Genomic DNA, 12294 nt, shown 5'->3' on the forward strand with positions numbered 1-12294 from the left:
TGGATAAGACTATCGGACAATTCGAAATCTTATAGGACGCTATCAGTAACGCTTTCAGAAAACTGTCGTAACCTTCCCTTTGATTGCAATACAAATATTGCCAGACCCATGAAAAGAAGCCTTATGGAATAATTGCGCCAGGATTAACCAAAGGATAGCTCGGACTGTGAGGAAAAATGTGGCGCTGCCTAACTATGACACGGCAGAGAAGCTCGGTTTAAACCCTCTGCTGCGACCTCGGAGCGCGCAACTAAAACAATGCTCCCACTAGCTGTGCGGATCCAATGCTGAGCTTCAACGATTGGCGCTTTGATATCAGCTACTTCGACATTGGCACGGTTGCTGACTATCGAGTTCGAGTCAGCACTGTCCGACTCGAACGGCGCAATGTCTTGCCAGACCATATCGGCACTCAGCGGATCCGCTGGATTCGTCGGCAGTCCACCTCGTCCTGTCGCCACAAAGCTATTCGTGCGTGAGTTACGAGCGCGGCACCCCTGCGCTAAGGGCGGAACAGCAGTATCGGTTGGCAGCTCTATCTCGGTTTGCACAGCTTCGGGGTTGAGTTCGTTGACTACGACCGTGCCGCTGCTACCAAATCGAGAGCTAGCGGTGATATCGCTCTCTGGCGTATCGAGTACATCCGGGCGAAAGACTATACCAAAAAGGCTACGCGCTGTAATATCCACGTTTCCACCATCGCCTTCAAAGGCATTCGCACGAATATCACTGTTTTCGCTGGGGACTGCAACAACAAAACCCTCACTGATATCGAGCGCGATATTGCCACCATTGCCACCTGTTCTTGCGGTGCCTGCTTCTGTGGTGATTAAGCTACCGTTTTTGAGTAGTAACAGGTCTTGTAGATTGAAGGTGAGGTTCCCTCCATTACTGCTGAACGTAGTGGCGCTAATGCGGCTGTTGTTCAGGGAAAGCGAATTGGCATCGAGTGCAATATTACCCCCTGATGCTTCTCCTGCGGAATCAACGGCAATGTTTCCGCTGTTTCGCAGTGCGATCTCGGCGGCGTCGATATTGATATTGCCACCTGCACCCGTTGAGCCAGCTTCTGTACTTGACTCGATAGTGCTGTTATCAATCGTCAATTGTTCAGACAGTCGAAAAACGATGTTGCCCCCGTCCCCGCTACCGCTAGTAGAAGCAGAGACGCGAACGCCATCCGAGAAAGTGAGGCTTTGCGCTTCGGCAGTGATATCGCCAGCGTCACCAGCTTCACTAGTTTCAACTGCTAGCTCACCAGGACCACTGACTGTAATCGCATCAGGAGCCTTCAGAATCAGGTTGCCACCGTCCCCGCTACCGCTAGTCGAGGCAGAGACACGCGATCCGGCAGCTAGCCTGATCGCTAGATTTGAATCGCTTTGATAGGGCTGTAGGGTTAGCTGACCGCCGGGAGAGCGTCCTTGAGTTTCGGCAAAAACGCCGACTGTACCCGCTAGGTTCATTTGGTTGGCGCTGAGGGTGACGCTGCCGCCTGCGGGGTTAGTCGCCGTCTCGCTGGAAGTGGCGGTGATTCTAGCGGTTTCTGATAGAACAAAGTTAGGCGTATTAATCTCGATATCACCAGGTCTGCCCGCACCGCCAGCCTCGACGGAAATGATAGGGGCAAAGTCTTGCACGCCTTCGCCTAGAAAGACGGACTCGCTGGCGTTGATGGTGATGCTGCCGCCGTTACCTGCGTTTGTTGTTTCGGCGAGGATGCGATCGCCCTCCCCTAACCTTAAGTGAGCGGCTTCAATCAGAATATTACCGGCAGCTCCACTACTATTGGCGTTGCTACTAATCGTACTGTTATCAAAGATAATCTTTTGACCGAGACTGGCAATGTGAATGTCACCGGCCTCCCTGCTGCCGTTAGCATCTCCTGTGATACCAACATTAGCTAGTGAAATATCGCCAATGCTGGTAATAGATGTGCCGCCAGCTTGTCCTACATTGCTGAGGTCTATTGTAAAAGTGTCAGATGGGAAATTAGGATTCACAAGTTCAACCTGACCACTTGTCGTTATTTGCAAGTTTTCCACTGTCAAGCTGCCGTAGGGATTGTGAATGCTGACGTTACCAGATTCACCAGAATTCGAGATTGTAAATAGCTCTAAGCCAGATATGCTAGACGCTCGAAGTGTAATGTCGCCGCCTTCTCCTGATTGGCTCTTTGAGAGCGAAGAAGAAATCAACTGAGTATCATTTCCGAGAATGTGGCCTTCGTTAGTCGAGATTGAGATGCTACCTCCGTAACCAGTGTTTGGGCTATAACTGGTGTCGTCATAATAGATAGCAGCTGCAGTAGAAGACCGAATCGGTGCCTCTAAAATAATATCGCCGGAAATTGAAGAAATAGAAATGTTTCCTCCATCTCCAGCATCAGCATAGGCTGTATAGTTACGGGCTCGTAGAGAACCGCGACTGGTAATATTACCAGAGTCCGAAGCAATAGAAATTTCTCCACTGTTGCCACTAGAACCGACAGTCGAAGCAGAAGAGACATTTAGCGAAGCTTCTGTTGTGATATTGCCTGATTCCGAACGAACAGAAATGGTGCCTCCATCGCCGCTATCGCCGTATGCATTAGCTTCAGCGCTAAGGATTCCCTCAGTAGTGATATCACCAGAGATAGAAGAAATGTTGATTTCTCCAGCAGCACTATTACCGCTTGCAGAATTACCGAAAGCAGATACCAGTAAAGGCTTCCTAATAGTGATATCACCAGAGTTAGAAGAGATTGTAATTGTGCCACCGTTTGCGTTATTTCTAACCCACGCCGACAAATAACTTTGAGTAGTGATATCACCTGAAGTTGAAGAGATAGAGATTCTGCCGCCATTCCCACTATCACCGTATGAGAACGAGGATAAGGAAGAATCTATGTTTCCTTGAGTCGTAATATCGCCAGAAATTGAGGAGATAACGATTGCGCCGCCATCAGCGCCCTCTGAGCTGGAAGTGTCGATATTGTTCACAGTAATATCAGAACGACCAGCATCTTCGCCTACGGTCCGTAAAATGACCGCCTGGCCGCTTGCTAGCAAGTCTTCATCTGAGCCCGTCCCATCTGCAGTTAGCACTGTGTTCGGTCCCGTTGCAGTAATATCTCCGGTATCGATACTACCTGCAGCCTCTACCTTCAGGGCCCCGCCGACATAATCACTTAGCGTCACGCTGCCTGTTGCAAATACTAGTAAGCCACTGTTGTTTGTAATCTCTTCAGCCTGTAGCGTTACATCGCCGCCAGCCTCCAGCTTCCCTTCTAGCTGAAGTTGATTGCCTAGCAGCGATAGGTCTTGTCCGGTTGCTAGCGTACCTGTACTAGTAATATCTGCTTGGGCTGTGTCATTGAGTTGAATACCTAGTGGTACGCTGATACTCAGCAGCGACGTATTTCCTGGCAATGCACTAAACTCGCTACTGTTTGCGAACGCAAAGCTGTTAGCGGCGCTAGCCGTAAACGAACCGGGAATATCTAACTGTGCTTCTGGGCCAAACAGAATACCGTTCGGGTTTATCAAGAACAGATTTGCCGTACCATCAACGCCTAATAGTCCATCAATAGTCGAGAGATTGTTGCCGGTGACGCGGCTGAAAATATTGTTGATCTCACGAGGGCTAGCGAAGTAGACAGACTCGCCTGCATCTATGTTGAAGTCGCTGAAGCTGTGGAAGAGATTTTGGCCTCGCGCTGCGCCGCCTTCAATCAGCCGAACTGAATTGTTATTGACGACACCGTTGCTAAGGGTGGAAGTTTCTGTGCCTAGGGTGCTGTCAGGAATGAGCTGAGCAGAGGCGATCGCACCATCAAAGACCACGCAGCCGCTAGTCACAGCGCCTAACAGATAGCTAAGACATCTTCGAACAGGTGAGTTAGTCAACTTTTCTATCCTCTACGCTCTGTTATAGCCATATTGCTAGCACTATCACAAGATGGCTAGTGGGCTAGCTTAGAGCATACCGCGTTCTATCGACCTCTCAATTTGAGAGCCGTCCTTTTTATGATGCCAGTAGTCTCAGCTTTGCGATGACATCTTTACTACTACATCATCTGGCAACACAAAAGAATTTTTTAGCAGCGTTTCATCGCTTTTTATCAGCTCAGGAAATCGTATGCCTGGTAATACAGTTACTGAAAATATCTCTTGAACATCTCCCTCAAACTTTAGAAAACCTAGAATCTCAGCCGTTTCAATATTCACTACCCATACCCCACAGATGCGCTCAGGCGACGCTTCAACAATCGGCAGTCCGCTAAACACAGCCGACTCTCTCACTTGAGAGAGCCCAATAAAAGCCAGTGGCCCGAAAAAGTCCATTCCTCGGGCAAACCCAGGCAGCGTTACGACTGTGTTTAGCTTACCGGACTCAATATTCACGGTTGCGAGGCTGCCTTGCCCCGATTCTAAAACCCACAACTGGTCTCGATACCACCGAGGTGAGTGCGGCATCGACAGCCCGCTTACCAAAATCTCATCCGTGGTGATATCCATCAGAATGCCACCGTCTGCCTTATTCTCTCGCCATCCCTGGGCGGTATTGGTTTCTCCTAGCGCTGTCATGTAGTGGGGCTGATTATCTTTGATCGCCAGTCCGTTTAGATGGCAGCGATCGCCTGCATTATATCCACTGATAAAAGGCGGTCGCCAGCGGGGAACAAAGCTACTGTTGTGGTCAAAAGTGCATAGACAAGAGAATCGCGTATTGACAAACCAAAGCTCGTCTCTGGCGTAGGCCATTTCATGAATGTCAATATTGCCAGTCACATGGCGATCGCCTAACAGATAACAGGCATCATGCCGATCGGGTGGCTCCAATCGCCCTACTACCGCAGGCGCATTGCGAAACACGCAAATTTCGTATGCCGTGCCGATTGCCAGCTTGTTGTCGGCTGCTGCTACTCCCATCGGCTTATTCAAAACCCGAAAGTGAGTATTCACGCTCTTCCCTTCAGAGCGCACTACGATCACCCGCCCCGCTTGATAGGTAGACACTATTAGCGAGATACCACACCGATTCAACAGATTGCAAAAGCTTTGAGTATAGATGCTCCGAAAGGGGGCAGAAGCCATAGTTCTCAAATCCTTGCCTGCGATCGCGTCACTATTTCTTAGTCGGGCAAATCTATTGCACGTAGTTAGAGTTCTTCGCACATACTGGACTTACCTATTGGGCGAGCGTTGAACACATAGCACCAGTCGCTTGCTTTTAGCTGCTTGTAGGAGATTCGGCCTGACGAGTGACGTAGCTGGGCGCGTTGGCAGGTAGGCTGCCGCCGAGCTGATACTGGTAGGATTGGCTCATGCTGTTTCCTGAAATGTGCGGGCCTTTCAGTCGTGGAGTGAAGGTTATACGGTATCGTGCGCTTTAGCTCGCTAATACTTCTTCGCAGATAGTTTTATCTTCTTCGGGATGTGTATCGAAGTATTCCTGGAGCCAGTTACAGCCTTTTACAACAAGGCTATCGAGGTTGCGATCCCATACTTTGGCAGTGCCATCTTCACTACCTGTGACAACCGTGCTGTCATCTGTGGAGATAGCTACGGACAAAACCCAACTACCGTGGTCTAAGGTGCGAGGCTCTGCGGTTCCTTCCGCCCATACTTTGGCAATGCCATCATGACCACCTGTGACAATCGTGTTGCCGTCTGCAAAGATGGCTACGGACCAGACCCAACTACCGTGGTCTAAGGTGCGAGGCTCTGCGGTTCCTTCCGCCCATACTTTGGCAATGCCATCTTCACCACCTGTGATAATCGCGCTGCCATCTGCGGAGATGGCTACGGACCAGACCGAACTACCGTGGTCTAAGGTGCGAGGCTCTGCGGTTCCTTCCACCCATACTTTGGCAGTGCCATCTTCACCACCTGTGGCAATCGCGCTGCCATCTGCGGAGATGGCTATGGATTTGACCGAACTACCGTGGTCTAGGGTGCGGGGCTCGGCGGCTTCTTCTGTCCATACTTTGGCAGTGCCATCTTCACCACCTGTGACAATCGCACTGCCATCTGCAAAGATAGCTACGGACCAGACCGTACTGCCGTGGTCTAGGGTGCGAGGCTCGGCGGCTTCTTCTATCCATACTTTGGCAGTGCCATCTTCACCACCTGTGGCAATCGCGCTGCCATCTGCGGAAATGGCAATGGATTTGACAGCACTACCGTGGTCTAGGGTGCGGGGCTCGGCAGCTTCTTCTGTCCATACTTTGGCAGTGCCATCACCACCTGTGATAATCGTGCTGCCATCTGCGGAGATGGCTACGGACCTAACCCAACTACCGTGGTCTAGGGTGCGAGGCTCTGCGGTTCCTTCTGTCCATACTTTGGTAGTGCCATCACCACCACCTGTGGCAATCGCGCTGCCATCTGCAGAGATGGCAATGGACCTGACCGAACTACCGTGGTCTAAGGTGCGAGGCTCTGCGGTTCCTTCCACCCATACTTTGGCAGTGCCATCTTCAGCACCTGTAACAATCGTGCTGCCGTCTGCAAAGATAGCTACGGACCTAACCCAACTACCGTGGTCTAGGGTGCGAGGCTCTGCGGTTCCTTCTGCCCATACTTTGGCAGTGCCATCTTCACCACCTGTAACAATCGTGCTGCCGTCTGCAAAGATGGCTACGGACCAGACCGTACTACCGTGGTCTAGGGTGCGAGGCTCTGCGGTTCCTTCTGCCCATACTTTGGCAGTGCCATCACCGCCTGTAACAATTGTGCTGCCATCTGCGGAGATGGCTACGGACCTAACCCAACTACCGTGGTCTAGGGTTCGGGGCTCTGCGGTTCCTTCTGTCCATACTTTGGCAGTGCCATCACCACCACGTGTGATAATCATGCTGCCATCTGCGGAGATAACTATGGACCAGACCGTACTACCGTGGTCTAGGGTGCGGGGCTCTGAGGTTCCTTCTGCCCATACTTTGGCAGTGCCATCTTCACCACCTGTGGCAATCGCGCTGCCATCTGCAGAGATGGCAATGGATTTGACAGCACTACCGTGGTCTAGGGTGCAGGGCTCTGAGGTTCCTTCTGCCCATACTTTGGCAGTGCCATCACCACCACTTGTGATAATCATGCTGCCATCTGCGGAGATGGTCCTCAATTCCTCTGTAAACCGATTCTTCTCTTGCACCTGCTCTACTGCTGCGCCCAAGGAGAAGGAGACTTCATTCACTGTGGAAGACAACAACGGTCTCTTGTATTCTGTTTCCAAGCGCTTTAACTTTTCTGCACCGTCGAGTGCCGTCAACAAAGCCTCAAATGGATCGCCCTCGAAGCGCTTGGCCTCGGCGATCGCACTCAGGATAAGTATTTCAGTCTCTTGCTTTTCAAATGTGGTGTCTCTAACTACCTTTCTCGACCAGACTCCTATTCCAATACTGGCCAACACCGCAAGGGCCAGCAAGCCAGAACCGAACTGAATCCTGCGTCTGGCCTTGTCGTTAGCATCAGCCAACAGCTTACTTCGCGCTTGCTCTGCGGCAAAGGCTTCTGCCTTGTCGGCTTTCTCCTGCTCTCGGCTAGCCTGCAAGAATTGCTCGTCTTCGCTACTCAGCCGCTTACCTTTCGCCCAAGCTTCTGCATTCTCTAAAGCTTCCCCCCGCAACAAAAAAGCCGAATCCTGATTGCCTGACTTGTGCCACGCACGTAGTGCTTCTGCATAAAAAGGCGGACGTAGCTCGCCCAAACAGCGCTCTACCCATTTATTGTCAAACACCGCCTTGTAAATGGGGTTATACACCTTTAGCTGGCCATTGCGTCTTACCACCAGTCCAGTTAGCCGTAGCTGAACCTGCTCATCGCTATCATCTGCGGCAATGCCATTTTCTAACAACACTCGCTGATACAGCCCTAGCAGCAGCCCACGTTTTTTCTCATCAATGCGTAATATTCGCTCCTGCAAAGTCCCCAGATGTTGAGGCACATCCTGAGCTTCCCAACGGTCAATCACCCGCTCTGCTACCAGTCCATCCATCCAGGCTGCCAGGTCACTTGCTGGTTCATGCCCGGCGGCTATCTCACTCGTCACCAGTGACAGTAGCTTTTGAGTCAAAAAAGGTTGTCCCCCGGACCAATACAGCACTGACTTCAACAATCCTTTAGGATCAGCAACTTTCCCTTCTAGCCCAATTATTAGCGGCTGAGCTTCTAGAAACGTGAAGCCACTCATTTCAACAGCGATGCCAATGTTAAAGGTGGAGCCATGACGATGCTTAATCAAATCCGTTGGCATGGCTACGCCCACCAAAGCAAAAGAGAGTCGCTTTAGCTCAGGATTTTCAGTGCGGTTTTCATAAAACGCCCGGATTAAGATGAAGAAATCATCTGCCGAAAACGCCAAACTCAGCAGCGAATCAATCTCTTCTACAAAAATCACAATCGGCTGCGAAACGCGAGGCAGCAGTACGTCTGTAATAAATAGATAAAAGCGCTGCACAGACGGAACCGACTGCTGGTTCAGCCCCTGCCACCACTGGCGAAGGTCAAACTCAGGCGCTAGCCTAAATCCTTGTACTAGGCTTTTTATCACGCCTGCGTACCACTGGTCTTCACGGACTTGTGTCCCAATGGTTTGCGGATCGATCACCGCGCAAGCCACCCCTGCCGCCTGCAAACGCTGCATCGCTCGCACTCGCAGGCTAGATTTGCCCATTTGGCGAGCGTTAAACACGTAGCAACAATCCCCTGCCTTCAGTCGCTCATACAGCTCAGTATCTGCCTGGCGAGTGACGTAGCTAGGCGCATCTGCGGGCAAACTGCCGCCAATTTGGTAGCTGTAGGGTCTACTCATACCGCAAGCTGCTCTCTAAAATACTCCTGATATACCCGACACAAGGGCTCAACGTCATTACTCACCCGCTTAATCAAGCCCATACTCACCAGCCTGTGTGCGTCTTGCGACTTTATCCGTACTAGCTCATCTGCCTCTACCACGCTCTGCATCGCCTCCTTTAGCTCAGGGTGCTTTTCTAGATAGATTAATCTTTCTCGCAAATGTGAGCTGTAGATCCCCGCCTCAGTCGCTGCGATCGCCATAATCTCTGATAGGCTACTTTCTCCTAAAGCTATCGACGGTAGGATCAAATGCACTAGATGAGGATGACCACCGGTCAAATCCATCAGATTGGATAAGTCTTGCTGATCGAAGGTCAGCCTATACTGAGCGCTTAGCGCTTCAACTTCGGCCTGCGTCCAAGGCCCTAGCTCAATGGGAAAACCCACGTTGAAAGGTGACTGGTTAATATCTTTAGGCTCGTAAGACTCCTGTGAATATACAATGACTAGGCGCAGCAAATCCCAGCGGTCGTCTCGCTTGGCCTTTTCGTGCCAGCCTCGCAGCAGCGCGCAAAAGTCTGTCTCTATTTGGGGATAGTCAAATAGCCGATCGAAGTTTTCTAGTGCCAGGGTCAAAGGTTCGCCCGTCAACAAGTAGTCTTGGAAGTAGTCTTCGCAGTTGCCATTCGGGCCAAACATGTCATCCCAATAGTCCTCTGTCCGCTTCCGAATGCCTAGTGGCTTACCCACTGACGCACAAAACCACTTGGCAAACTGATCGAGATCTTGAAAGAACTTTTCGTTGGTTGCTTTGAAGTCGATCGTCACCGTGCGGTGGCCCTGGGCTTTGGCATAGTCGAGCACTCGAATGGCTAAAGACGATTTGCCCATGCCGTGCGAAGACTTGATGCGTAGTAGGGCCCCTGGCCGGTTGACGGCTTCGCAGGCTCGTTCTTCTAGGGGCGATCGCACATAGAAAGGTGAATCTAGATCAACGGCCCCATCTTGAGAGCCCAGACGCAATATTTCCGCGCTGACGGAGGGCGGGCTAACCGCCTCATGCGGCACATCTTTTGTCGGCTTATAGACGAGCGAGATTTCTCTAGTGCTGTTACTTCCCTTCTGACTGGCCGCAGCGCCGCTGGTAGACTGATAGGTAGGCAACCTTCTGCCACCTTTGAGAATGCAGACAGGGGTCTGTCCTTCTGGAATGCCCTGAAAAGAAATCGCTCGACAGGCGAAATGAAAAGCAAATTCAAAATCGAGCTTTTCTTTTGTGCCTAGTGCTCGATAAAACCCAGCCGCAAACTCGATGGCCGCGCGATCGCCAATTGGAGCATTCATGCCAACGGTATAGGGAACATGCGCTGCGATCGCCTCTGCTTGCACTTTCGAGAAACAGGCATTGAGCACTACGCATTTGATAGAAGGAAACAGCCCAAATAATCCATATAGCTCTTTCGACGGCACTGGCTGCTGTAGCCCGCCCTCTCCTTCTAAGATAAGTTCACCTACCGAGCTACCATGCCCTGAAAAATGAACAATCTGGGGGTCTACTTCCAAAAGCGCATTTTGCATTTCCCTAGGTGGCGTTGCCCAGCGCTCTTCAAAAGTAAAGCTGTCGCGATATTTAGCCCGACCTAATCCATCTCGAATTTCTTCCACTTCAGCAGGCAAATTCAAATATTCCGTGTCGCGCGGATTTGCTGCAAAGAATAGAATTTTTCTTTTACCAAGGTTTTCGGGGGCCATCATGCCTCGTGCTTTGTTCATATCAGCAGCGCTGCTAACAATAGGGTATGCGATATCAGCAGTGCTGGATCGTAGTTTATAACTAAAGCTACCAAACATTCAGCTATCAAAAATAATGAGGGATTGGCCTTTGAGAACGAGCTAGGTCAGGTTCACCTTGTGAAAACTGCAGCCCTAGCTAATCTATTCAAACTCTTCAAAGATAGGATTAAGTGTGTTGTAAAGAAGAAACAATATGTTCATGCTGCGACTGTCGCTTTCGGCACTTGGCTGAGGTTCAGGGTTTAGGCTAAAAGCTCTATTCTCTTCGAGAGCTTCAGCAGGACTAGAGTACTTACTTAGCGAACCTTCTGTAGGGTAAAAAGGTCTTCTGTAGAGTGGAAAAAATAGAGTAAAAAGATTCTAACCAGAACCGAGTGTACTGCATATTGTTCTCACTTCAACTGTATAGCTCCTTAGGTACAGCAGCTTGAGTCGTCACTCTTGAAACAGGTGCTGAGCCCTCAACCTATCTCATAGTGAGGATAAGTTTCATGAAACCACGCTTTTTTTCGTTTGCAGCATTACTTGCGATCGCGCTCACTCTTCCAACCCAGACCTTCACTACCAATGCCGCACCAGCGCAGATGCAGAAGCCTGAGACCTCCTCGGAAAAGCACGACACTTCTTCTAGTCACGGCCTTAAGCAAGCAAGCACAACCGTCCCTTTACCGGGTACTAACCCTAACGAAGATCCCGGACCCTCTCTTTCTGATGCGCTAGGAAACCCTAATGAAAACGGTAGTCTGACTCCGCACGTGAGTACAGCCGCTGTCGCGCTTTACTACACCAAAAGAGGGGAAAGCGCTGGCCTGACGGATCGATATGTCCAATACCAGACAGATGATGGCAGCAACTGGACAGTGCAGATTAGTCCATCAGGACAATTCACCCACACGCGGCAAGGCGCGAACTCGGGTCATACAGACACGATCATCCGCTACCTAACTTGGGACGGGCAGATCTGGACAGCGACTGTAGATCCTGCGAGCAAACTGTTTACCCATACGCGGCAAGGCGATGGCCTAACGCGCACTAGTAACATTTTGCACTACCTGGCTTGGGATGGCTCACAGTGGGAAATGCGACTGCAATAGCAGCTTGAACACATCAGCAACAAGTCTGCTCCGCACAGCAAAAAATATGAGTCGGATCTGCCGTGGCTTCTTCTTTTGACCAGTCTCAGTTCACTGTCCAGTCTGCTGCTCAACCGTCTGCCCAGTCCCAGACAAGGCTAGAACTCACGGGCTCGCGGCAGTTCACGGCATGGCTAGCTGAGCAATTCTAGAGTAGGCATTCTCCCAGGCTAAATTCTCTCACTTTTCATATCTAACGAGCAAGTTATTTTACTTGCTGCTTTGCTTTAAACCTTTTCACAAAGATACAGACACATGGCTAACTTTAACGACGTCGATACGTTTGCTGAGCTACAACAGGCGCTGCTAGCTTCTAAGAATAACGGTCAAGCTGACACCATCAACATCACAGGCGATATTACCTTGAGCGGTCTGCTGCCGCTGATTGAAGAAGAGTCTGCACTAACGATTACAGGGGCAGGTTCCAACTTCACAATTAACGGAGATAATGCCCACCGGCTTTTCTTCGTGAAAAGCGGCACAGTGAACTTTAGCAATCTAGTGTTTGCTGAAGGCTTGGCGAGGGGCGGGGATGGTAATAGTGGCGGCGCGGGGATGGGCGGTGCCTTGTTTATCTATGATGGGAC

General features: G+C 50.7%; 7 protein-coding genes. 3 read left to right on the forward strand and 4 right to left on the reverse strand.

Going from position 1 to position 12294, the window contains the following annotated elements; translation table 11 throughout:
• Positions 1-188: 188 nt before the first annotated feature.
• The 4 genes from IQ256_RS18685 to IQ256_RS18700 all read right to left on the reverse strand — a co-directional run bounded on the left by IQ256_RS18685 (position 189) and on the right by IQ256_RS18700 (position 10553).
• Positions 189-3887 (reverse strand): filamentous hemagglutinin N-terminal domain-containing protein, encoded by a 3699-nt coding sequence (locus IQ256_RS18685; RefSeq protein ID WP_193857069.1) that lies wholly within the window; start codon positions 3885-3887, stop codon positions 189-191.
• A 135-nt stretch (positions 3888-4022) separates the two neighbouring features.
• Positions 4023-5078, reverse strand: coding sequence for a TIGR03032 family protein (locus IQ256_RS18690; RefSeq protein WP_193857070.1), 1056 nt, complete (start codon positions 5076-5078; stop codon positions 4023-4025).
• 295 nt (positions 5079-5373) lie between these two features.
• On the reverse strand, positions 5374-8796 hold the full coding sequence (locus IQ256_RS18695; RefSeq protein WP_193857071.1) for an AAA-like domain-containing protein: 3423 nt from the start codon (positions 8794-8796) through the stop codon (positions 5374-5376).
• Positions 8793-10553: an AAA-like domain-containing protein gene (locus tag IQ256_RS18700; protein WP_193857072.1), complete on the reverse strand. Its 1761-nt coding sequence runs from the start codon at positions 10551-10553 to the stop codon at positions 8793-8795. The genes IQ256_RS18695 and IQ256_RS18700 overlap by 4 nt, the downstream gene beginning before the upstream one ends.
• Before the next feature lie 512 nt (positions 10554-11065).
• Here IQ256_RS18700 and IQ256_RS18705 point away from each other — a divergent pair.
• The 3 genes from IQ256_RS18705 to IQ256_RS18710 form a co-directional block, all read left to right on the forward strand.
• Positions 11066-11668, forward strand: a complete 603-nt coding sequence (locus IQ256_RS18705; RefSeq protein WP_193857073.1) for a DUF4751 family protein — start codon at positions 11066-11068, stop codon at positions 11666-11668.
• 62 nt (positions 11669-11730) lie between these two features.
• Entirely contained in the window at positions 11731-11859 is a 129-nt protein-coding gene (locus IQ256_RS30095; protein ID WP_255516217.1) for a hypothetical protein, read from the forward strand.
• 103 nt (positions 11860-11962) lie between these two features.
• A partial coding sequence (locus IQ256_RS18710) for a hypothetical protein (protein WP_228025060.1) occupies positions 11963-12294 on the forward strand: 332 nt, incomplete at its 3' end.

Origin of the sequence: cf. Phormidesmis sp. LEGE 11477, from assembly GCF_015207105.1 — a bacterium.
GTDB lineage: Bacteria > Cyanobacteriota > Cyanobacteriia > Phormidesmidales > Phormidesmidaceae > Phormidesmis.

What these genes read in the sequence shown, in the direction of transcription:
- IQ256_RS18690 (WP_193857070.1), bottom strand. Translation starts at nt 5,078, where the DNA reads ATGGCTTCTGCCCCCTTTCGGAGCATCTATACTCAAAGCTTTTGCAAT.
- IQ256_RS18695 (WP_193857071.1), bottom strand. Translation starts at nt 8,796, where the DNA reads ATGAGTAGACCCTACAGCTACCAAATTGGCGGCAGTTTGCCCGCAGAT.
- IQ256_RS18700 (WP_193857072.1), bottom strand. Translation starts at nt 10,553, where the DNA reads ATGAACAAAGCACGAGGCATGATGGCCCCCGAAAACCTTGGTAAAAGA.
- IQ256_RS18705 (WP_193857073.1), top strand. Translation starts at nt 11,066, where the DNA reads ATGAAACCACGCTTTTTTTCGTTTGCAGCATTACTTGCGATCGCGCTC.